Origin of the sequence: Magnetospirillum molischianum DSM 120 (genome assembly GCF_000294655.1) — a bacterium.
In the GTDB taxonomy this organism is placed as follows: domain Bacteria; phylum Pseudomonadota; class Alphaproteobacteria; order Rhodospirillales; family Magnetospirillaceae; genus Phaeospirillum; species Phaeospirillum molischianum.
The window spans coordinates 32781-53276 of the sequence record NZ_CAHP01000060.1 but is presented as its reverse complement, the minus strand read 5'-3'; the positions used below and the strand labels follow the sequence as shown (position 1 = coordinate 53276).

Below are 20496 nucleotides of genomic sequence, written 5' to 3'. Positions count from 1 at the left end.
ATCCTTTCAAGTCAGCGCGGACTTGACGATTACGACATGGTGAAGGTGAAGGTGATGGTCAGACTGTCGTCCGCGCCCTTGTTGACCACCGAGAAGGTCACGCGATCAAATATGATGCCGGACGAGGACGCATTGAACACTCCAGCCTCCTGAATGGCGCCGGTAGCGGTGCCGGCGGCGAAAGTGGTGGTGAAGGTGAAGGTCTTGGTGCCGGTCGTGTGGGAATAGGTGGCGGCGGCGCGGGCCAGCTCCGTAACCAGGGCGGTCTGAGAGGTGGCGGGCGCGGTCGAGCCGGTCCCGACGGCGATGTAGCCCATCACGTTCGGGCGGCTGGCGACCTTCCCGATGGCGTCGGCGATGAAATCGAAGCCCACATCCACGATGATGTTGTCCTTGCGGATCACTTCCACATCGCCGTTGGCGCGGACGAGCACAGCTTCCATCGCGCCGTGCATCTTCAGGGTGTCGTTCATCAATGTCTCCTTGGCAAGTCAGCGCTGCCCCCTATTATGCGCTATCGAAGGGGTGTTAGCAAGTCAGCGCTGACTTTACAACCTACGCGGCGAACTGGATCGTGTCGAACCCGGTGATCGCCGGCTTCGTTACCGACCCGGTAACGATTGCCCTCCCCCGCGCCCGCCCGACATGCACTCTGCGGGCCGCGGGGGTCTGAACAAGGGCGAACAACAGGAAGTCCCCCGGCCCGAAATCAAGGGCATCTGTGCGCAGCAGAACCCCGTCAGAGCAGTCCAGCACAAAGCACCGGAGCTGATCGTCATACTCCAGACGCATGTAGCCTGCCGTCTTCGACAGGGTGACGACGCGGAAGCTATTGCCCACGCTGGTCTGCTTCGGCTTCATCCAGAACGTCATGTTGAAGGCGTCCGGCACCGTGTAGTCGTATTTCAGAGCCGAGGTATCCCCGATCAGGGCGCCCTGGTTGAAGCGACCCTGCTCGAAGGTGATCTTCGAGTTCGTCACGGCGGCTGTCCCCTTCATGCCGACAACCATCCCGTTCATCGACCACGCTTCGATCTCGCCCGCCTGCAACCCGCTCCAGATGGCGATCTGCCGCTCGATCGAGATGGTGTCGAGGATGCCCGGTCTGATCCACGGCACGTTCGAGTCCGCGCTTGCCCAATTAAACCCGGCGTCGCCCCAGGTCTTCCCATCCACAATGATAGCGTCGAAAGCGTCGTTGATGATCACCCGCCCGGTATTCTGCGTCGCCAACTCGATCTTGTGGATATATTCGCCGTGCTGAGCACCAACGCTCATGACGAGATCGCTACCGTTCGTGTCCATGTTCAGCCTGGTGCCGGGGTAGCTGTTAGCCGACTCATTCTTGGCCAGGATCAGATTGTGGTCATCACTGATCGCCACCGTGGTCATCGTGAACGCAGCCTGATCACTGTAGATGCCAGCGCTATCCACCGCCTTGATCCAGAACGAACGATTTCCGCCGGTCGCCGCCGGGACCGTGTGCTGGGCGCCCTGAATGCGGCCGATGACGATGCCGGAAGCCCACGTCGCGCCCTCGCGGATCTCATAGTGGCTGATGTCCACCTCGCTGTTCGGCAGCCACACGAAATGAAGGGTGTCGATGTTCTTGACCACGTTGAAGCCGCGCACCGACCTCGGTGCTGGCACGTTGAGACGGCAGGTGGCGACGCCGTTCGAGTAGTTCCCGTTGGTGTCCTTCGCCCGAATGTGCCAGGCGAAGGCGCCGGCGGCCGCCTTCGCGGCGGTGAACTGGGTTCCCATGAAGTCGTGCATGATCACGACGCCATCATCCCAGGACAGGCCCTCGCGGATCTCATATCCCCGAAGGTCGATGTCGGGGATCGGGCTCCAGGTGAACTCGATGCCGCCCGGCACCTTCCGAACGGAGAAGTTGGTCACGTCCGCCGGCGGGGTGGTCTTTCCGAGCACCAGATGCCAGACACTCGGGGCCGTGATGCGCTCGGCGCGCACGCCAAGCGCATCCTTGGCCACCACGACGAACGACATCCGATCGCCGTCGGTGACATCCATCGAATAGACCGTGCCGACCACGCTGTCGATCAGGCGATATTCGCCATTGTTGATCGACAGGTAGATGTCGGCACCGCCATAGAGCCCGGTCAACGGCTGTGTCCAGCCAATGTTCAGGCGCGTCCTGACGGCACTGCCGACCTGATAAAGCTCCTCGACGGCAGCTAGGTCGAGAACGTGCCCGATGCCCCCGCGCAGCGCTGAATAGTTCGGCGTCGGCGTGGCGTGCTCGGGGTCCTGGTAGACCGACTCGTTGTATTCGAGGCAGCTCAGTGTCCGCGTGTATTCGCCCTGGCCGGCGATCAAAAGCACGCGGAATGGCTTCTTGATCTTGGTGTTCTCGCCGAACATCCAGTTGGCGAACTGGGCTGGCGCCTGGCTCAGCGGCGTGGCGAGGGTGATCTCTGTCACCTCCCCGCTTGCGGCGGCGCCGACGACCGAGCGATCCTCGAGAACGTCGGTATCCCACAGCTCGAACGACGCGCCGGTGGCCAACCCGCTCGTGGTGTCGAGGATAACCTCGACATAGGGGTTCTGCTTCACCAACCCTAGAACGGCGATATCATGCCCATTGCTGACGAACCGCCGGCAGTGCTTCAAGGTGGCGTCGTCGATCCCGGACACGAAAACCGAAGTGCCGACAATGTGATGCACGATGCCGGTGTAGCGCTTCAGGGCATCAAAGTGGATCAGGCACTTATATTGCCGCCCGGCGACCATCGTGACTGGGCGGTCTAGCTTGATCAAGCTAGACGTGCAGCCGGCCTCGACCTTGCCAGCGTCGCCCCACTTCGGCATGTCGTGCTGCACAAACACCAGGTCGCCGACGGTGCAGGCGATGGCGCTCAGCGGAGCGTCAAAGGAGACGGTTTGGAGGATGTATTTGTTCAGCGCAAGCTGAAGCCAGCCTTCCTTGTATGCCTGATCGACGCTGGTCACGCCGAGAAGAGCGACGCTCGCGGAACGCTGGGGGACGCCGCGGTCCAGGGCCTCCTCGTCGGCCACCTTGATAGTGCGCCGCTTGTGGCCATCGTCGCGATCGTAGTAGGCGACCTCGATTTCGTTCGCCCGGTCCTCGAGCGCCAGCCATTCGATGTTGAAGGTGTCGGCGATAATGTCGCCGACACCGAACATCATCACAGGATCGTCGGGGCGTTCGATCGCCACGGAATAGCGGGTGCCGACATTGATGATCTGGGCGTGCCCGACGCGTAGGACGTTCTGGAGCGCCTCCCAGACGTTGGTGTTAAAGTCGAAGACGCCGTTAAACTCCAAGCCCTTTTCGGCGCAGTAATCAGCCAGATCGACCCAGCGGGGGAAATCGATCCGAGAGAGCCCCATCCCTCCGCCGTAGCGCTGGTGCGTCAGGATGTCGATCGCGATCCACGCCGGGTTCGCGCTGAAGACGGTTGAAACGAGATCGCCGCGACGATCAAAGATGTTGAGCTTCCGCCCCTTTACCAACGCCGTGACCTTGGGCACCCCGGAAAGCTGATCCGTCAGCTTTATCTTAAGTGCCAAGATCGCTGAGTGATTATAGCAAACATCGTCAGTAACGATTTCCCACACATCAGACAGATTAACGTCATCCTGAATAGTATCGGAGTCGCTATCGTCAGTGTTGCGGCGCACCCAGATTTCATACTGCCCCTGTTCGAGCAGCGGCGACTCGAAGCTCCTGCGCAGGGCGGTGCGCTGGGCAGCGCCGATGTCGTAGACGCCTAGAGTGCTCCAGACGGCGCTGCCCACCTTACGATACTGGATCTCGACCGGGACAGAGATCGTCACGCGACCGCCGCTGGCGGTATCCGTCCCACACAGGCCATAAGGGAACACAACGTCAACGCGGAACCTGTCAACTTCGCCGACGGTCTTGTGCTTGGTCCAGTTGCGGGTGATCTTGACGCCGCGGTTGTAGGAGGCCAGGGTGTCATCGAACCAGGGGATTATTTCCTGGTTGTTGACGCCCAGACGAGTGATCACCTCCACGTCGCTGTAGTTCGAAAGAGGCTGTTCGTTGATCTCGATGTCCGAGACACTCTCAATCTCGCCCTCACCCAGAGCGGTCATCATGTAAATGATCTGGGTGTTGTCGTCATTGACGGTTTTGAAATTGACGATGTTGCCGCCGATGCGGAACGCGCCATAGGGGACCGGCACCGGAACGCCCTCATTCGCTGTGTTTTTGGCACCGTCGATGCCATAAGAGGGGCTATCGGTTCCGCCCGAGGATGAGTTCCACGACGCGTCGGCAGTCTTGGCCCTGGGTGCTGGCATCAGAGCGTTGACCAGCATGCCACCGACAACTGTAATCGCGCCGCCGATTACAGAAGAGGCAATGCTCCCCATCGTCGTCATGTAGCCGGCGGCGCCGGTAATCGTAGGGCCAGCGGCCACTGCCCCAGGGATCATTGAAGCGAGATATGGAGCCGCCTGCCAGGCAACGACCGCAACAGCAATCATTGCCACAAGACGCATTACAGTTTTCCCACCCCCCCCTCCGCCGCCCTCGGGGACCGGCATCAGCGTGATCCAGTCATCGGGTGCGAGATAGATGCTTCCCCAGCGCTCGCGCTCGATCGCGTCCGCGTTGACACAGACGCCCCACTCGATCCCCTCGGGCAGGCCATCCAAATAGTCGGCCAGCGTCCGGTTCAGGCCCCAGACAATCTCGCAGCGCGAGCGCTGGCTGACATCGAGGGGGTTGTAAACGATGAGGCAGTTTACCTTGGCTTCAGGGTTCGCCAGGGCGTAAAGCGGCTGGATCTGCTTCGTCTCCGACATACTCAAAGGCCCCAATCAGACGGTGTTCCCACTGGCTCAGCCGCTCAACCACAACGCCGCCTGACTCCTCCCAGGTGTGAACGAACTTGTCGTTCCCCAGGTAGTAGCCGACGTGCGACGCGAACCCCCGGACCCGAAACCAGAGCCCGCAGCCTGGCCGAAGCTCGATCTGTCGCCACTGGTGCCTGTTGGTCGCCATGATCCTGGCGATCTTCGCTATATTGGAAGTGCTGCGAAAGTCAGGGATGACTTTATTATCCCGGCGACACAGCTCCATCAACAGGCCCCAACAGTCGTAGTCTTCGGGCCCGCGCCCGCCGTAACGGAACGCGATACCGATCAATTCTACCACATCCTTGTGAGTTTGCACCATTCAGCGTTGACTTTATCTTTTACCCACAGAAAGACCAGGGAAGCCGCCAAAGCGCCGGGTGTTCCCGTGAGCCGCGCACCCGTTCGGCCCCTGAAGAGAAAGATCGCACGAGCGAAGATCGCCGACATAGCCGCACTCGGCGCTTCCGAAGCGCCAAGAGCAGCGATCACGCATCTGCCGACGGCGCGGGAAACGCATCGACAGGGGGTTCTCTGCGCCGAGCCCGAAAGTCACAACATAGCCGCGAGCGCTGGCCCGAATGACCTTGAAGGTCTCGACGATTTCGGGCGGTTGACTGAGATTGCCCGTGTTGACGACGATCATCCTGATGCCGAACCCGACGCCCCCGCCATATTCCTGCATCCGCTGCTGGATCGCCAAGGTATGATCCTGGGCGACAACCTGGATCTCTGGGATCGAGCCAGCCTGCTCCTTCAAGCTCAACTCGAAATTTGCCGCAACATACTCATTGTCCTGAAAGATGATTGGTTCGTTGTTCCTGGCCATTCTGAGTATTTCAACCAGGTTCCCGAAGCTATCCTTCACCTCGACCTCGATCAAAATGACGAAGGCGACGTTCGAGGCAATTCTGTTCTTCTCAATGACGGTTCCGACAGAGAGATGGCGAGCCATTTATGCCTCCCTCACCTCGAAGCTCACATCCCAGCGATGATCCGGCTCATCATCGAGCGTCTTCTGGAAGTGCGAATACTTGAAGTCCAAGGTCTTCCCGAGAACAAAGCGAACCTGAACCGACTCGCCGGTAATAGGGCTCGTCCACAGGAAAATGTCAGAGCTGCCGCGCACGTCGTTCCAGAACTGCTCCAGACTGGTCTTTTCAGCCTGGCTGATAGCCGTGTAACCGTCAGCGAACGTGCGACGCGGGCGCCGGGTGAACTTCGGCCTGGTGAACTCGTAACCACCTTCGGATTTCGATCCAGCGGCGGGATTGTCCAATTTTTCGTTGTAGTATTTCTGATCACGGCCAGAGATGGCCGGAAAGCTGCGAACCGTCACGACATGGCTCCTTTCATCCCATCGCGAAACGCGCCGGGGCGCGACGCCGCGCGTAGCACGATGTCGAGCACCATCTGCTCGCCGTCGAAGCGCGGCTGTCCCTGCTCGGCAGTGACGCCCTGACCGGTCTGATTGATGACGTTGATCTGGACGTTGGCGCCGCCGCGATCGCGGCCGAGCGCCTTCATCTGCTCTTCGGTGAAGACGCCTTCGCCCTTGCGCAGGACAGCCGGCACCTCATCGTTCTTGAGCCCGCGAACGACGCCGCCGGTATGGAATTTCGGCGCGCTTTCAAACCACGAAGGATCAACCCGCCGCATAGCGAGCCCGTCCGCACCAACAATGCCGCCGGTGTGAGCCTGGGCGACCATTGATCCGCCACCAACGGACCCATAATCCCCAAGACCACTTGATGGAGTGCTGCCGCCACCCAGGAAGCCACCAATGGCGCTCCCGAGCCCGCTCAGTGCGTTCCCAAGCCATCCGCTGCTGGCCTGAGCGATGGCGGCCTGATACTGCATCTTCAGAATGTCGCGGAGGATCGACTCGGCGAAGTCAGCAAATGTGGCCTTGCCCGTTACCGCGAAATCCACCAATTTGTCGGTGAACCCGTCGATCCAGCGAGCGCCGGCCTCCTCCATGCGCGCCGTGTAATCGCTCCAGCTATCGAACATCCGACGGATCGGCCCCTTGTTGGCCTCGGCCAACTGGGCCTGGATCGCCTCAATGCGCTTCGCCGCAGCTTCGGTGATTTCGACCTTGCCGTTCTCGCTCTTGGCATAGGAGTCGGCGAGAGTGCGAATGCGCTCGATCTCGATCTGCGCGTGCTTCTCGCGAATTGCCCGCTTGGCGTCTTCGGTCTTGGCCAACTCCAGCTCTTCCTGCTGGTTCGCCTCGCGCCACTTCAACGCCTGACTGGCGGCATACTGATTGATCCAGCCCTGCTTGGCAGCGGCGACCTTTTCTTCGGCCCGAATGCGATCCTCGGCGGTCGCCTTCTCAGTCTCGGCGACATCCCTGGCCTTCTTCTCGATCTGAGCCATCGCATTGGCGTATTCGCCGCCGAACCGCGCCGCGGTGTCGTCCGTCAGCTCGCGCTTGAACTCCTCCAGACGCTCGCTCGATTTGGCGATCGAGTCGTCCATCGACCTGAAGATGTTGTCGATCTTCTCGCGAGCCTGTTGGTTCTCCAGCTCCAGCTTGGCCTCGCCGGTCTGCTTGATGATCTCGCGCAGCTTGGCGTAGGCTTTCTGGGCCTCCGGGAGGCTCTTCAGGGCTTCGGAAAACTGACCGGCGTCGATCTTTGCGTCGAACTTCGCCAGATCAGCGTTGCCGCCTTTCATCTGAGCATGAATGCTCGCGAGCGCGCCCTGAGCGTTGACGATCGCCGTCTTGAGCTGATCGAACTGCGTCTTTGCCTTTTCGGCCGCCGGGTCGTTCTTGTCGGTATTGAGCTTGAGCGCCTTGAAGTTCTGTTCCTGCTGCAAACGGCGCTCGGCCCGAAGCGTTTCGAGACGCTCTTCGGCCAACTTCAAGCTCTCGCGAGCCTGAGCAATCTGACCCTGATCGCCGCCGGCCGCCGCCTTCTGGCGCCAGATATCGACCTCTTTCTGGGCCATCGCGATCACATCGCCGTAATACTGGTCGGCGCGCGCGTGATTTTCGGCAAAGAACTTGTCGCGCAGCTTTAGCTTCGCAGCCTCGTTGTTGCCGAGAGCATCGTATTCCTTCTGAAACTGCTCGAACCGATCGTTGATTTCCTTGTCGTTGACCGCTTTGCGGCTGGCAACTTCCTGGTTCAATCGAGCAAGATTGCGCGTCGCCACCTGACGAGCTTCGGTTTCCCTCTGCTCGCTAAGGGCACTGTCGAGAAGACCCTGGCGCTCAGCAATCTGCTGACGCTTCTTGGCGATCTTCTCTTCGAGATCGGCGACGGCGATGAGAGCGTTGCGACGCTGAACAGCGCTCATGCTCGGATCGGTAGAGTCTTTCTGTCTCCTTCTCTTCGTGTCTTCGAGTTCGGCGATCTTGTCGGTAAGAGCCTTGATGTCTTCCGTCGCGGTCTCGATTTGCTTCTGATCGTAGATGCCACGCTTGAACGCCGCGTAACTCTCCGCAGCCGCGGCGGTCTTGCTCTTGAACAGATCCAGCTCAATGGCAAGGATCGTCAGGAAGGTCAAAGCGATACCGATGGGGCCGGTGAGCATCCCCAGAGCACGGCCGAACATCGTCACCGCGGCGCCGGCGCCGGTCACGGCCATACTCATCGCCTGAGTTGCGGTGGTCGCCTGACGCATCAGCGCGGCCGCCGCAACAACGTCGGCCGCGGCCGTCTTGACGCCCGCCGAATAGACCTTCCAGTCCATAACGCCGGCGACCAGCATGTTCCGAATGCCGTTCAGGAAGCTGCTGACGACATTCGCCGCGACGAGAGCGCCAAGGGCCATCGCTACAGCCCCGATCTCCTGGCGCCAACTCGCCATCTCGACGACGATGTTGCGAACCTGAAGCATCGTGTCCTTCAGGCCGGCACCGAAGGAGTCACCGATCCGATTAACCCTAGGGTCGTCGGACAAGGCGATAATATCGACGAGCTGCTGCTTGACGGTGGCGTAGAAGCCATTTTTCTCACCACCGCCGCCGTCGCCGATGGTCTTCTGTAGCGTCACCCAGCGGGTTTCGATCTGCGACAGCAGGCCGGTGAAGCTCGACATCATTTCCTGGGCCGAGCCGCCATAGAGAAGCTGCATGGTGGCGAACATGCGCTCCATCGCCGTCTTGGACTCGACAACGCCCTTGGAAACAGTCTTGGCCAGCTCAGCCATTGAAACGCCCGAGCCGATGGCCATCGCCTTCATTGCCGTGGGCACGGCTTCACCGAGCTGCTGCCGCAGCTCTTCCATCGAGATCACGCCCTTACCAGCCATCTGCTGAATGGCGATGGCTGCACGATGGAGCTGATCTTCGGTGCCACCAAACGCCGCGGTGGCATCGACCAGCGCCCGCATCTTCGATCTGGTATTGTCGAGTCCGCCGGTGGCGAACTTGACAAAGGTGTCATTCAGCGCGCTCAGGCTAAACGGCGCCTCCTTGGCATAGCTCATCAACCAAGAGACGTTTTCTTTCGCCTCGGAGGTTCGCCCGGCGGTGGTTGCGGCGGTGCTCATGCCCTTCATGAGCATCTGCATTCGCTCCAACTCGCCGTTGGTCTTGACGATGTTAGAGATCCAGCCGCCACTGGCGCCCCAGAGGTTGCTCATAGCAGCCTTGGCCAGGCCGACCGTGGTCACGAAGTCGTGCAGGGTCCGGCCCAGGCCAAGGCTGGCGCTGTCCATGCGCTTGACGGCGACGATGGTCGAGCCAAGCTGGTTCTGAAGCGCATTGAGATCCGTGCCGGCCTTTACCAGCCGGTGCGTGAATTCGCCGTTCTCCAGCTCCAGTTCGACCCGAATAACACCTGCGCGCATCGCCCACCTATAAAGTCAAGTTTGACTTACCTACAAGGACGCGAGAAGATCGCTCAACGCGGCCCTGTCCAACTTCGGCTTTTCAACGACCACCCTGCCCATCTCGCGGCGCAGAGAGTCCTCGAACGTCTTGACGCCCTCGCCGGTCAACTGTCCGGCCTGGGCCACCTGTGTCGCCCTCAGATCCTTCTCGGCCTGAATGCGGTTCACGTTCTTGTTCAGCTCCCAGAAGACCTCAACAGGCAGCGCCAAAAGCTCGTCGTAGTTCATCCGGTAGTGGTGCATCACGCGGCAAAAGAAGAAGGCGAAGTCGATCTCCTCGACTTCGTCACCTTCCTCCTCGCCGCTTACTCCTTTCCCTCGGCGTCCTCCGCGCTCTCGTCGGTCTGCGACCAACTCAGGATCGTCGAGAGCTGCTCAAAGGTCAGGGCACGCAGATCGGTTTCCGGGACCGTCGGGAACGACCGGCCGACCATGCCGAGCACCAACTCGAACTCTTCGACCAGATCGGGCTTTTCAGCCAGGCGCCGCGACGCCCGCGCGTTGTCGATGAAATCGCCGACGCTCAGCGGCGCCTGGGCGTGTTCCTGGCCCTTCAGCTTCAGCACCCGTTCGGTTTTGGGCTTCACGGCGTCAAGGTTCAGCATCTTGGTCATGTCTATCTTCCTGGCTTGTGGTTGGTCAGCGCTGATCCGCCGCACAGACAAATCAGCGCTGACTTGACGAATTACGCAGCGACAGCGGTCTTGTCGCCGACCTTGAACAGAACCTTGGTTTCCGGGTCCGGGTAGCCGCTGAACTCGGTGTTGAAGATGCGCTCCTGGTCCACCTTGTAGGCGAAGTTCAGGGCGCCGGCGGTGGCCGCTTTCGGGATGATGAAGTCCTCGCTCACGTCAGCGTCGGCCTTCGAGACCGGATGCAGGATCATCTCCTGGGCGACATCCAGCAGATTGATGCCGATGCCGGTCTGCACATCCACCCGCTTCTTGGTCGGGGTCGTCCCGTCCGTCACCAGGGTCGCGCCCGGCATGATCTTCACCAGGTTCTCCAGGGTGGTCTCAGCCAGGGGCACCTTCACCTTGATGTTCCGACCCTGGATCAGGTCGGCGACACTGGTGGTGCCGAACTGGTCAATCGTCACCTTATGAACCTCGGTGGTCACTTCCACCTCAACACCGCCCTTGGTGTAACCCAGGTCGGTGCCGCCGAAGGTGATCTTGCACACCCCCAGTTTGACGTTTTTGGTATCGCTCGCCATCGTTACTCTCTCCTTACAGCTTGACGTAGTTGGCGTCGAAATTGATCGACCATTCGAGCAAGTTGCCGGTCGATCTGGGGAAGACGACGGGCTCATGCCGAGGGCGACAGAAGTTGATGAACATGCCAGCCGTCTTCTCTTCCATGATGGTTAAGGCGTCGATCACCTTGTCCGCCAGGGCAAACCCGGCGGGATACTGGCTATGTCTGACCACCGCCTGGAATTTGGCATTGGGTCGATAGCTGCCAATTTCAGCGTCAATCGGATCGTCGCCAAGCAGCAGCAAAACGCCGGCCTCACAAGTGTCGGGCATGTAGTGGGTGAAAACGTCCACACCGACCACACCAACGCCCTTCTCACCAAGGCGATCCGCCAGATCGTCAATCTTCATTCTTCGCTCCAATCGCCATCAGCACCCTCGAACGCCCCGACGCCGCGGCTTTCGATCGCGTTCGAGACGGCCTGGATCAGCTCATTGGTGATATGCGGCGCCCGTTCGTCGTAGGCGCGTTCGAGGAACTTCCGACCAACAAAGCGGTTCAACGCCTTTGCCTTGGCGATCGTCCCCGGCCCGACGCCAAAACCGTCGGGTCTCGGCCCATGCTCCTCGTGAACTCGCATGGCATACTGGTCCACATTCACACCATCGACCGTGCCACCGACCACCACGTAGAAGCGTTTGCGCCCACCAACGCCAACGCGCTCTTCAACCAGATGATGGGCCTTTTCAAGATTGTGCTTGTCCACCGGGCAGTTCAGCACCGACAGATCCTTGATCTTCTTGGCTTCCTTCTTCATCTGCCGACGCGCCGCCTGGGTGGCGCGCTCGCCGCCCTGCATCAGCATCAGCTTGACCTGCTCGAAGCCGGTGACGCTGCCGCCCATCAGCCGGCCCCCGCAATCACGCAGTCCACCTGCCAATGATCGAGACGCCCGAGCACGGCGAGCCGGGGGTTCACCGTCTGAACCCGCAACCGGGCACCCTGAAGCTCCACGATGTCGCCGACGCTCGGCTGCACGCCCCAGGCCGGGAACAGCAGCCGAGCGTCGGCCTGGGGCTCGTCACCCTTGCCGCGCGACGCCGACGAGTCAGAACGCACAGAGGTCTTGTCAGCCCCGACATCAAACTTCACGACGCCAACATGCGCGGGCAAAATCTCGCCATAGACGGGCTGACCGTGACGGTCGTTGCCCGCCCGTTTGGCGATGGTGCAGTCGAGATGCGGCAGCATAGTCATGGCTTCGATTATATCAGCCATCGAAGGCTTTATAAAGTCAAAGCTGACTTTATAAAGGACGTAACCAGACCTGCGAATTCGGATGGAAAACATCGTCGCGGATCTCATCGAGACCGGGCAGATCATGCTGTCCGACAAGACCGAACATCAGACCATTTTTGGCGCTCTTAGGATCGGGATGAACCACTTCGACCGCCTGCGCCCCGCGCTCAGCGAAGACATGAAGGGTCGTCTCAACGTGAACATTCAGAAGGTGCTGACGCCAAACGGTCGAGATATAGCGCTGACTGGGCCATCGGCGGCCGGCGCGATCCACGAAGGAGAATTCGACACTGCCGCGATCCTTGATCTGGGCACGAATAATCGCAGCCCGCTTCGAGATGTCACTGGCCCGAGTCATCACGTTGACCTTGAGCGCGAGATCGCGCAGCCGCTTCTCGACGGCCAGAACGTCACGCTCGATCTGCATCACGATTTCAGCGCGCAGATGCTCCCCGGTCGCGCTCAGAAGCTCGCTGACGGGCTCTGGAAGATCAGGGGCAGTAGTCTCACCCAACCCCAGCGCTTCCAGGGCGTCAGCGAGTCCCTGGTGAGCGGCGACCGTGAGCCCATCGTCAATGAAGGCCTGTTCGCCAGCGACGAAGCTCTGGGCAAGCTGGTAAATGGCGATACGAAGGTCAGAGCGCGCTTTGGGCGAGGTCGGATCGACGCTGCCCAAAGCCTCGGCGTAAAGCCCGTTCATGCCATGGGCCAAGGAAGCGTAGCGCTCCCCCGCCCTCTCGGCATCGAACCAGCGCTGTTTGGCGCTTTCGATCATGATCTGGTCAAGCTGACAGAGTGAGAGACGTAGCCTTGCAAATAGCGAAGAGCTTGATTGCTGACCGGCAGGATCACCGGCTTGCCCGAACGGAACATCATCGAGCTTTCGCCAATCGACTCTGACAAGAGTCCGTCACGCCGGCGATCACCGATGATATCGCCCTCCAAAACGATGTCGGCCTCGGCGATTTGGGCGCGTCGAAGTGCCTGACGGAACCTGGACGGGAAGCTCAGGAACTCGCTCAGCGACCGCTCGTTCAAGTCGTTGATGAACTGCGTTCTGACGGGTTCTAACCGAGACAGTTCGTCCTCGGTGTAGCCGCCCTTCACGACACGATACTTCAGCTTGCCGAGCCGGTGAAATGCCTCGACCAGAGCCGCTCGCCGCGGTCCTTCAGCCTTCGTTGGCCACGCCTTTAGCGTCGGCATCTCGATCGCTTCGAGCAGGGCGCTCTCAAAAGTCTGATAGGTGTTCTCCATGATCACGAGCGTCTGCGCCGCCTCGACAATATATCGCTCGACCCTTTCGATCGAGCCGACGGCTGTGACCAGCGTCAGCTTCACGACCCGCATAGCGCGAACCGAGTCGATCGGCAACGAGTTGGCGACAGGCGCTATCGCGACAGCCACCGCCTGCTGGCCGTCGGAGATCGTCAGAGACTCGGAGGGGACGACGATCTCGCCCTCCTCGTTGCGGACTTCATATTCGGCCGCGATCGGCGCCAAGCCGTCGAGCGGAAAAGTGACGGTAACAGGGGTGGATGCGCGATAGACCTGCATGACCGCCCCCTAGAAGGTGGTCGGCTGGGCGATGCCGCGAATTAGCGACATGAAGCCCTTCTGAAGATCCGTCTTTCCGATCGACACCCAGCGGCCGTCAACCCCCGGCGTGCCGGCGATCTTCTCGACCAAATCGCCAACCCGCTCGGCCAAAGCTTTCGCTTCGTTCATGAGAGCGATCTCCTCGACCGACAGATCGCGATACCCGCGAATGTGCTTATGCTGGTTATCCACGATCATTCTCCTACTGGGCGATCTTGGCCTTGGCGACCTCATGCGCCTGAACAATCTTGTCGATCAGGCCAGGGATGCTATTGCTCTTCACGCCGAGCTGATCGCCAATCTCGCGCAAACCAGCGATGCCCTTCTTGTCGGCAAGCCCCTCCAGCTCCTCACGGGTGACGGTCAGCTTGATCTCGGCCGCGGGCTCTTCAGCCAGCACATTCTCGACCGGGGCGTCACCATGGCCGCGCTCCAGCGGCGCCTCGACCTCGGCCTTAACGTGATGCGCGTCGATGAGGTCCATCGCCGGGCCAACCTGACGCTCGGTTTCAGCATCCTCGACGCGCATGGCAGCCGCAATCTGGGAAAGACGAATGTGATCGACCTCTGCGACTCCATCCACGAACTGGGTGATGCCGATGTAGCCGTTGTAGCCCTCGAAGCCGGGCTCCACGATGCGGATCTTCTTCATGATGGCTCCTTATTCGACAACCATCGCCTGAACAGCCTGACGGCCGAGGCGGATCAGCTCGTCAGCACCGCCGACCAGCTTGTTGCCGATGATGATCTGGGGAACGGCGCGGGCGCCGTTGGTGCGCTCCGCGAATTCAGCCTGACGCTCCGGGTTCGTGGTCAGGTTCACCTCTTCGAATTCGACGCCGGCCGAGCGCAGGAAGCTCTTGGCGCGAACACAGTGCGGGCAGGTGGCAGTGGAATAGACGATGACGAACATAGGGTTTCCTCAAAAACGTAGAGGGCGGGGTTTCCCCCGCCCTCTAGTTTAAGTCAACCCTGACTTTACATCAAGGCTCAGACCAAGGTCGGCTTGCCGGTCCCGGACTGATCCTGACCGCCCGAGTTGGTGACGCCCTTGATGCGCGCCAGCGACTTGGTGGACTTCAGAGCCAGGGCGGCATACCACTTCAGACGGGTGCGCGAGGCGTCCTTGGTCTGAACGGTGCCGATGTCTTCGATGCGAATGCCGGCGCTCGAGCCGCCGTAGATACCATGCAGACCGTCGGCTTCGTTGAAGCGGGCCGCGTAGATCGAGCAGGTGGTCGAACTGGAGCCCTGAACCTCGTTGAGCGGCAGGAAGTCGTTCACGATAATCGGCACGCCGTTGTGACACAGCATCGGGCGACCGAAGTTTTCGATCATCACCTCGGTCGGGCCGGTAGCGCCGGTGGCGCGCAGGAGAGCGCGATAGGCGCGAACGGTGCCCGAGCGCATGATGATCGCGTCGGCACCATACGGAACGGCGTCGAGCAGCTCATCCAGCATCGAGAACGACAGAGCGTTGCCGTTGGTGCCAGCCGAGATGGTCTGACCGGCGGCGACCAGTTTCGCGATGCCGTCGAACGCCTTGCTGTTCACCGAGCGATCGCCGGTGGCCAGGGTGCGCTTGAACTTGCGACCCAGGGCCTTCGCCTTCGAGGCGATCTGGGTGGCCTTCTGGTCATTGATGTCCGACATGGTTTCGTCGAGGAACTTGTCCACATCCACATCGCCAGCCAGGCGAGCGAGGCGGCACACGACTTCCTCGAAGGTCGCAGCGCCTTCGGGAACGTCATCGTTCACGTCAATGAAATCGCCTTCGGAGAGGGTCAGCTCGCGGTCATACACGTAAGCCTTGCCGACAACCTGCTTGAAGGGAAGAACGGCGAAGAGGTCGTCCTTGTCGATGATCTCTTCGATGATGCCGCGCTCCATCTGCTCCTGCGACAGAAGCTCGGCGGTGGTGCGGAGAAGGGGCATGAATTACTCCCTATTGCCCGTTGGAACCAGACACGCTTTCCGACGGAAAGTCAGCGTTGACTTAATTATCGCGCCATAAGGCACATAAAGTCAACGCTGACTTTCCATTCGATCCGAATTGATGATCTACTTGCTCTTCTGCTTGGACAGAGCAGCGGCGATCCGACTCATGCCGTGCAACTCGACCTGCTTGGTCGGCGCCGGGGCCTTCTCCTGGGTTCCAGACCCGGCGCCGGCGGCCAGCTTCGACTTCAGCAGACGCTCCTTGTCGGGATCGGCGTCGATCAGCCGCCGCAGAGCGTCCTCAAAGCCCAGCTTGTTGCCGCGAGCGTCCACCAGCGGCGTGCGATCGCTCGCGCCCTTCGGCTTGTCGTAACCAACCAGCGCGCCACCCTCGATCTCGAAGTGGGCTCCATAGAGAGTCCTGGTTTTGGCCGGGGTCAGCACCAATTCATCGCGGATAAAGGCGCTGTCGCTGAACGACCGACCAACGGTCAGCTCGTCAATTTGAGCCTGAAGACTGGTGAGCTGACCCTGAAGGGTCGAAATCGCCGAGTCCTTGGCGCTCAGCTCGACCTGATGCGCCTCGACCATGGCAGCCTTGACCCGATCAAACTCGCCACGCGCCTCGGCAGCGGCCAGCTCAGCCTCCTGCTTCTCCTTCAGCAGACGCTTCGCTTCGACGGGGTCCACGCCATCGAAGGCAGCCAAGCGCGCAGCGGCATCTTCGGCAGCACGCTTCGCCTCGTCAGCGGACTGGCGCGCACTCGCCAGCTCGGTCTCCAGAGCAGCCAGGCGCGCAGCGTCAGTGGGAGTGGACGTCTCGCGATCGGATCTCTTACCCGGCTTCGTCACGGGTTTCTCCTCACCACTCTCGTCTTCCCCACCCTCGGTCGCGGCAGCCGCGCCGACGGACTTGTAGACGCCCGGGTTCTGAGCGTTCCACACCTGCCATGCCGGATCATAGGGATCGGTCGGCGTGGTGATCTTGATGACCTTATCAACCATAAGTCTACCTCGTGTTGTCGCTCGTCAGGCCGCCGTCTTGGCGCCCTTGTTGTTCTGACCCTGGGTGCTGTCCTTCGACGCGCCCACGGTCGGCTGCTGGGGCTGTCGCTTGATCGACAGCGACCCAATGGCGGCGCCGCCCTCGCCCTTGACCAGGGCTGCGCCAATCTGATCCATCGGCTGCGGTGGCCAATCCTTCAGAGAAGCCTCCAGCTTCGCGCGCAAGCTCGCGGCCATCCGCGGCCAGAGCTTGTCAATGACCTGACGCATCTGTTCGCGACGCACCTCGTCTGGGGCCTCAATCAGCGACAGGCGTTCAGCCACCTCGAACTCGTCATAGAGTCCGCGCACGTCGAAGCTGTCCGGGTATTTCACCAGATCGACATCGTCTTCCTTCACCTTCTCGCCGGTGTAGAGCTTGACCAGACGCACGATGGCGTTCTCAGCGTTGTCCAGGCTGTCCGCCTTTGACGCCAGCAGGGCATTCATCCGCTCGAAGTCATACGCCTTGGCCACGCCCGAGCTATTGTCGATGCCGACGGCGTTGTCCTGCTTGGTGCGCTCGCCGGCCATGCCGACGGTGTGATAAATCTCGTTGATAATCTTGTTGATCACGTCCAACACCACACCGGCCTGCTTCGGGTCCGGGGCGATGAACTCGGGCTTCGACCCGTGCTCGCCGTCGTATGTGAAGATGCGCTTGGTGCCCAGCTCGAGGATCTTCTCGTAGCCCTCCTCGCCCGGCAGCATCCCCTGCGCCGGCATGGCGAGCTGGCTGAATGTCTGATCCTGGATAATGGCGTCCAGGTTCGAGAGATAGTTGGCCACCGCCCGATCCAGATAGGCGATATCGGCGATCAGTGCAGAGGCGTTGTAGGGATCGTCGGAGTGAATGTGATCGACCCGAACACACGGCACCTCGCCAAGTCTGTTCTCGCCCTGATCGACCAGCTCGACCATCTTCTTGTTCCGCTCGCGGACACGCAGCTCGAACAGGAACCATTCTGTGCGGGTCCACAACCGGAAGCGGGAGAACACCGCGCCGGTGCTTCCCAGCGGGTCGGCGTCGTCACGAGCCGACTCGTGAACCATGATCCAGTTGAGCTTATCTTCGTCGTCGTATCCAAGATCGAGAACGTGCGGCGGCGTGACGATGTAGGAATAGACCCGAGCACCGAGCTTCTTCTCATCGGCGAGCGTGGCCACGCGACCGTCGCCGACAGCCGGCATGTTGGTGTCCACGAACGCCCAGACGCGACCGTAGATCGAGGATTTCTTCGAAACCTCCTTCATGAACTGGTCGATCGTCAGGTTCGAGCGAGTAGCCCGCTGCCAGAACCGCTTCACCCCCTCGGGTGCATCATCCGTGTTGCGGATAATGTCGGCCTTGAAGATATATTTGTTCACCAGATCCACGACTTCGCGGGTGTGATTGAAGCGATAGGCCCGCTTCACCCGGTCGCCGAACTCGGTGTCGCCTTCCTTCATGTAACGGAAGACATTGTCTGCAAACCATCTTCTCCCGCCTTCGTAGCAGGCTTCGAGAAACTGCCAATGCGGCAGCAAATCGTCGTAGGCGGGATGCCGACGCTCGATCATGCGCTTCAGCATCTTTTGGTCAGCGGTTGCGAAATCCGGCATTCCTATTCTCCTGGTGCCTCTATGGTAAGTCAGCCTTGACTTTACGGCAATATCAAATGGACGCGCCGATGACCTTGAGCTTACGCACCGGGAATTCCTTCTCGATCGCATAGCCAAGAGCGTCTGCCGGATGCTCCAGACTCATCGTCTTATCCACCTCGCGGGTGCCGGGCTTGTAGATCACCTGCTCCAGTGCCTCGATTAGCGCCTTACAGCGCCGGTCAATCTTCATCCGCACCCGGCCGTCTGCGCTCATCAGCATCCGGTTCACCGCGTTGACGCGATCGGCCACTTTGGGATGTTTGAGACGATACTTGAGCCGAACGAACCCTTTCTCGCGAAGAATGTCGAAGTCCGACTTGCCATGACTCTTGGTCGAACCCGTGCCGCCGGCGGGGTCGGGGTAAATCGTCACCTGCCGCTGCCCAACCTGACGCCAGAAGCGCCGCTCCAGCTCCTCGGCGGTCTCGTGGGTGTTCGAGCCATAGAGGATGATTTCGTCGAGAACATGCACCGTGCCGTCATCCTGCGGCTGCATGATGATCGCGGACATGGGGTCGATGTTGAAGTCCATGCCGACCCAAATCGGCAATTGAGGGTTCAGTTCCAGATCGACAAGATGAATGCTCCGATCGAATGCATAATAAACTCGCCCACTCATCGCCTCGAAACTGGCCAGGAACTCCTGACGAAAGCTGCGCTCGTCCATGTCAGCACGAGCCGCCTCGATTTCGCTCTTCGGAATGAACGGCGAGGTGATGGTCGGGAACTGCCACGACTTCCAGTGGTTCTTGACCCGCTTGCCCTTCTTGTTGACGAAGGTGTCACCGCGCTGTCCGAGCATATAAAGCTCGTAGAGCAGATTGAACGCCTTCGGCGTGCCGATGATCAGGGCGTGGCCGCCGGTGCTCGCCAGAGTCGGGCGCAACACCTTCTTCCACACGTCCTCACGCATGTCCTGAAACTCGTCCAGCACCAAATAGTGCAGACCGACGCCGCGCAGGGTGTCAGGCTTATCAGCGCCGCGCAGTGAGATCATCGTCCCGTTGCGCAGCGTGATATCCAAGCTGGTCTCGTTGAGCTTTTTAATCCACTTCCTCGGGATCGCCTCCAGCAACTCGGTCCACATGATCTGTTTGGCCATCCGGTAGGTCGGCGCGACATACCAGATTTTCCGCTTCTTGATCTTCGCGGCCTTGATGATCGCTGTCTTGGCGCACTGGGTCTTTCCCCAGCGCCGGCCAGCGACCACCACCTTGAAGCGGGCGTCATGAAGCAGAACCTCGACCTGACCGCGGTGCAGGCGCAGAGTTGGCCGGTCGGTCAGGCTGGTGCTGGAGTCAAGCTCAGCCCTGATCGTCATCCAACAGCTCCTCGATCTCCTCGAAAACCACGTCCGGGAGTTCGTCCATCTCGTCGAAATCGTCCTCGTCGGAGGACTGAAGCTGATGGATCTCGTCAGCGGTCAGTTCGCGGATCAACAGATCCGGCAGATCGTCGGGAGCCATCTCTTCACGATCCAGACCCAGCAGCTCGAAACGCTCTCTGCGACCCGAGGCAATGACGTTCATCGCCTTTTCGAGCGCCTGGAGGTTGCCCTTGATGACGCCAAATGGCGTCTTGTCGCGAGCGGCCTTGACGATCTCAGCCATCGTCGCCTTCTGGATCTGCTCAATCCAGGCGTAGCAGTCTTCCTTGGTTGCCTTCTTCCTGGCGGCCAGCTTCAGCGCTTCCTCGGCCGCGGCTGCTGCGGTCTCATCAAGGATCTGCTGCTGCACTTTCTCGGCAACCTGACCAGCTTTCGCCCCACGCTCGACGCCGGCGGTCTTGAAGCGCCGATACATCGTCGAGCGATCAACGCCGAATTTTTCCGCCAGCTCATCAAGGGTGAGATTTCCGATTTCCCAAAGCGTCTGAGCTTCGGCCCACTGCTCCGGGGTCAGCTTTTTGGGAACCCTTCTTTCCTCACTCATTCGTCACACCCAGAAAAAAGGGCGCCCCGAGGGGCGCCCGACGGAACGGAACGGAGGGACCAGTCAGAAAGGTCGTCCCACATGAGCCAACATGATCACCCATTCCGGGGTTGCGTGTCAAGTCAAA

The 20496-nt window shown here is 60.4% G+C and carries 22 protein-coding genes; all 22 read right to left on the bottom strand.

The window, feature by feature from the left end:
• Positions 1-29: 29 nt before the first annotated feature.
• Complete coding sequence (locus tag PHAMO_RS17775; RefSeq protein ID WP_002731381.1) at positions 30-473, bottom strand: hypothetical protein; 444 nt, start codon at positions 471-473, stop codon at positions 30-32.
• An 82-nt stretch (positions 474-555) separates the two neighbouring features.
• Positions 556-4818, bottom strand: a complete 4263-nt coding sequence (locus tag PHAMO_RS17770) for a host specificity factor TipJ family phage tail protein (protein ID WP_002731379.1) — start codon at positions 4816-4818, stop codon at positions 556-558.
• A complete protein-coding gene (locus PHAMO_RS17765) occupies positions 4769-5161 on the bottom strand; it encodes a C40 family peptidase (protein ID WP_162136978.1) in 393 nt (130 codons plus the stop codon). Before PHAMO_RS17765 ends, PHAMO_RS17770 begins: the two co-directional genes overlap by 50 nt.
• Positions 5162-5203: 42 nt before the next feature.
• Positions 5204-5824, bottom strand: coding sequence for a hypothetical protein (locus tag PHAMO_RS17760; protein ID WP_002731376.1), 621 nt, complete (start codon positions 5822-5824; stop codon positions 5204-5206).
• Complete coding sequence (locus tag PHAMO_RS17755; protein ID WP_002731373.1) at positions 5825-6208, bottom strand: hypothetical protein; 384 nt, start codon at positions 6206-6208, stop codon at positions 5825-5827.
• Positions 6205-9675 (bottom strand): tape measure protein, encoded by a 3471-nt coding sequence (locus PHAMO_RS17750; protein ID WP_002731372.1) that lies wholly within the window; start codon positions 9673-9675, stop codon positions 6205-6207. Before PHAMO_RS17750 ends, PHAMO_RS17755 begins: the two co-directional genes overlap by 4 nt.
• Before the next feature lie 30 nt (positions 9676-9705).
• Entirely contained in the window at positions 9706-10071 is a 366-nt protein-coding gene (locus PHAMO_RS17745) for a hypothetical protein (RefSeq protein WP_002731371.1), read from the bottom strand.
• Complete coding sequence (locus PHAMO_RS17740; RefSeq protein ID WP_002731370.1) at positions 10023-10331, bottom strand: hypothetical protein; 309 nt, start codon at positions 10329-10331, stop codon at positions 10023-10025. The genes PHAMO_RS17745 and PHAMO_RS17740 overlap by 49 nt, the downstream gene beginning before the upstream one ends.
• Before the next feature lie 71 nt (positions 10332-10402).
• Positions 10403-10933 (bottom strand): hypothetical protein, encoded by a 531-nt coding sequence (locus tag PHAMO_RS17735; RefSeq protein ID WP_002731369.1) that lies wholly within the window; start codon positions 10931-10933, stop codon positions 10403-10405.
• 13 nt (positions 10934-10946) lie between these two features.
• A complete protein-coding gene (locus tag PHAMO_RS17730) occupies positions 10947-11324 on the bottom strand; it encodes a minor capsid protein (protein WP_002731368.1) in 378 nt (125 codons plus the stop codon).
• The gene (locus PHAMO_RS17725) at positions 11321-11818 is read right to left on the bottom strand and encodes a hypothetical protein (protein ID WP_002731367.1); all 498 of its coding nucleotides are present in this window, start codon (positions 11816-11818) and stop codon (positions 11321-11323) included. The genes PHAMO_RS17730 and PHAMO_RS17725 overlap by 4 nt, the downstream gene beginning before the upstream one ends.
• The gene (locus PHAMO_RS17720) at positions 11818-12192 is read right to left on the bottom strand and encodes a hypothetical protein (protein ID WP_155801877.1); all 375 of its coding nucleotides are present in this window, start codon (positions 12190-12192) and stop codon (positions 11818-11820) included. Before PHAMO_RS17720 ends, PHAMO_RS17725 begins: the two co-directional genes overlap by 1 nt.
• A 28-nt stretch (positions 12193-12220) precedes the next feature.
• Entirely contained in the window at positions 12221-12988 is a 768-nt protein-coding gene (locus PHAMO_RS17715; protein WP_002731363.1) for a hypothetical protein, read from the bottom strand.
• Positions 12985-13770, bottom strand: a complete 786-nt coding sequence (locus tag PHAMO_RS17710) for a hypothetical protein (protein WP_002731361.1) — start codon at positions 13768-13770, stop codon at positions 12985-12987. The genes PHAMO_RS17715 and PHAMO_RS17710 overlap by 4 nt, the downstream gene beginning before the upstream one ends.
• Positions 13771-13779: 9 nt before the next feature.
• Positions 13780-14010: an Acb2/Tad1 domain-containing protein gene (locus tag PHAMO_RS17705; protein WP_002731360.1), complete on the bottom strand. Its 231-nt coding sequence runs from the start codon at positions 14008-14010 to the stop codon at positions 13780-13782.
• A gap of 4 nt (positions 14011-14014) precedes the next feature.
• Complete coding sequence (locus PHAMO_RS17700) at positions 14015-14464, bottom strand: hypothetical protein (protein ID WP_002731359.1); 450 nt, start codon at positions 14462-14464, stop codon at positions 14015-14017.
• A 9-nt stretch (positions 14465-14473) separates the two neighbouring features.
• Positions 14474-14725: a glutaredoxin domain-containing protein gene (locus PHAMO_RS17695; RefSeq protein ID WP_002731358.1), complete on the bottom strand. Its 252-nt coding sequence runs from the start codon at positions 14723-14725 to the stop codon at positions 14474-14476.
• Positions 14726-14802: 77 nt separating this feature from the next.
• The gene (locus PHAMO_RS17690; RefSeq protein WP_002731357.1) at positions 14803-15747 is read right to left on the bottom strand and encodes a major capsid protein; all 945 of its coding nucleotides are present in this window, start codon (positions 15745-15747) and stop codon (positions 14803-14805) included.
• 126 nt (positions 15748-15873) lie between these two features.
• Positions 15874-16755 (bottom strand): DUF6651 domain-containing protein, encoded by an 882-nt coding sequence (locus PHAMO_RS18770; RefSeq protein WP_002731356.1) that lies wholly within the window; start codon positions 16753-16755, stop codon positions 15874-15876.
• A gap of 24 nt (positions 16756-16779) precedes the next feature.
• Positions 16780-18396: a phage portal protein gene (locus tag PHAMO_RS17680; protein ID WP_002731355.1), complete on the bottom strand. Its 1617-nt coding sequence runs from the start codon at positions 18394-18396 to the stop codon at positions 16780-16782.
• A 52-nt stretch (positions 18397-18448) separates the two neighbouring features.
• Entirely contained in the window at positions 18449-19759 is a 1311-nt protein-coding gene (locus PHAMO_RS17675; RefSeq protein WP_002731354.1) for a phage terminase large subunit family protein, read from the bottom strand.
• Positions 19743-20369 (bottom strand): helix-turn-helix domain-containing protein, encoded by a 627-nt coding sequence (locus PHAMO_RS17670; RefSeq protein ID WP_002731353.1) that lies wholly within the window; start codon positions 20367-20369, stop codon positions 19743-19745. Before PHAMO_RS17670 ends, PHAMO_RS17675 begins: the two co-directional genes overlap by 17 nt.
• Positions 20370-20496 lie beyond the last annotated feature (127 nt).

Excerpts from the sequence above, each read along its gene's own strand:
- PHAMO_RS17775 (WP_002731381.1), bottom strand. The coding sequence starts at position 473 with ATGAACGACACCCTGAAGATGCACGGCGCGATGGAAGCTGTGCTCGTC.
- PHAMO_RS17770 (WP_002731379.1), bottom strand. The coding sequence starts at position 4,818 with ATGTCGGAGACGAAGCAGATCCAGCCGCTTTACGCCCTGGCGAACCCT.
- PHAMO_RS17760 (WP_002731376.1), bottom strand. The coding sequence starts at position 5,824 with ATGGCTCGCCATCTCTCTGTCGGAACCGTCATTGAGAAGAACAGAATT.
- PHAMO_RS17750 (WP_002731372.1), bottom strand. The coding sequence starts at position 9,675 with ATGCGCGCAGGTGTTATTCGGGTCGAACTGGAGCTGGAGAACGGCGAA.
- PHAMO_RS17740 (WP_002731370.1), bottom strand. The coding sequence starts at position 10,331 with ATGACCAAGATGCTGAACCTTGACGCCGTGAAGCCCAAAACCGAACGG.
- PHAMO_RS17735 (WP_002731369.1), bottom strand. The coding sequence starts at position 10,933 with ATGGCGAGCGATACCAAAAACGTCAAACTGGGGGTGTGCAAGATCACC.
- PHAMO_RS17730 (WP_002731368.1), bottom strand. The coding sequence starts at position 11,324 with ATGAAGATTGACGATCTGGCGGATCGCCTTGGTGAGAAGGGCGTTGGT.
- PHAMO_RS17725 (WP_002731367.1), bottom strand. The coding sequence starts at position 11,818 with ATGGGCGGCAGCGTCACCGGCTTCGAGCAGGTCAAGCTGATGCTGATG.
- PHAMO_RS17720 (WP_155801877.1), bottom strand. The coding sequence starts at position 12,192 with ATGGCTGATATAATCGAAGCCATGACTATGCTGCCGCATCTCGACTGC.
- PHAMO_RS17715 (WP_002731363.1), bottom strand. The coding sequence starts at position 12,988 with ATGATCGAAAGCGCCAAACAGCGCTGGTTCGATGCCGAGAGGGCGGGG.
- PHAMO_RS17710 (WP_002731361.1), bottom strand. The coding sequence starts at position 13,770 with ATGCAGGTCTATCGCGCATCCACCCCTGTTACCGTCACTTTTCCGCTC.
- PHAMO_RS17705 (WP_002731360.1), bottom strand. The coding sequence starts at position 14,010 with ATGATCGTGGATAACCAGCATAAGCACATTCGCGGGTATCGCGATCTG.
- PHAMO_RS17700 (WP_002731359.1), bottom strand. The coding sequence starts at position 14,464 with ATGAAGAAGATCCGCATCGTGGAGCCCGGCTTCGAGGGCTACAACGGC.
- PHAMO_RS17695 (WP_002731358.1), bottom strand. The coding sequence starts at position 14,725 with ATGTTCGTCATCGTCTATTCCACTGCCACCTGCCCGCACTGTGTTCGC.
- PHAMO_RS17690 (WP_002731357.1), bottom strand. The coding sequence starts at position 15,747 with ATGCCCCTTCTCCGCACCACCGCCGAGCTTCTGTCGCAGGAGCAGATG.
- PHAMO_RS18770 (WP_002731356.1), bottom strand. The coding sequence starts at position 16,755 with ATGGTTGATAAGGTCATCAAGATCACCACGCCGACCGATCCCTATGAT.
- PHAMO_RS17680 (WP_002731355.1), bottom strand. The coding sequence starts at position 18,396 with ATGCCGGATTTCGCAACCGCTGACCAAAAGATGCTGAAGCGCATGATC.
- PHAMO_RS17675 (WP_002731354.1), bottom strand. The coding sequence starts at position 19,759 with ATGACGATCAGGGCTGAGCTTGACTCCAGCACCAGCCTGACCGACCGG.
- PHAMO_RS17670 (WP_002731353.1), bottom strand. The coding sequence starts at position 20,369 with ATGAGTGAGGAAAGAAGGGTTCCCAAAAAGCTGACCCCGGAGCAGTGG.